Source organism: Bacillus sp. SIMBA_074 (assembly GCF_046534555.1).
Taxonomy (GTDB): domain Bacteria; phylum Bacillota; class Bacilli; order Bacillales; family Bacillaceae_G; genus Bacillus_A; species Bacillus_A mycoides.
In genome coordinates, this window is the sequence record NZ_JAWRYM010000158.1 from 1 (window position 1) to 387 (window position 387).

Annotated in this window: 1 protein-coding gene; it reads left to right on the forward strand. The window is 46.0% G+C overall.

Going from position 1 to position 387, the window contains the following annotated elements:
- Positions 1-13 precede the first annotated feature (13 nt).
- Positions 14-387: APC family permease (locus SB773_RS30290; protein ID WP_410593891.1), on the forward strand; the 374-nt coding region annotated here is incomplete at its 3' end.

Below are 387 nucleotides of genomic sequence, written 5' to 3' on the forward strand. Positions count from 1 at the left end.
GGTGGAATGGCGTATGGGAAGTATTTCGAGTGCAGAATTGAATCAGAGCAGCACTGAAACAGGTCACGATACCGAGAAGTTCGGGTATAAGCAGGAGCTGCATCGTGGACTGACATTAAAAGACCTCATCATTTATGGTTTAATCACCATGCTGCCGATCGCGCCCATTGAGGTGTATGGACTTGTAGCAGGTGCAAGCTTTGGGATGGTTCCGTTTGTATACATGATTGGGATCATTGCGATGGTATTTACCGCGCTGAGCTACAATACGATGAGTAGGGAGTTTCCCATTTCAGGTTCTGTCTATTCCTATGTACAGCGTGGTTTGAATCCACATGTAGGATTTGTAACAGGCTGGCTGATCATGATCGATTACAGTATGTGTCC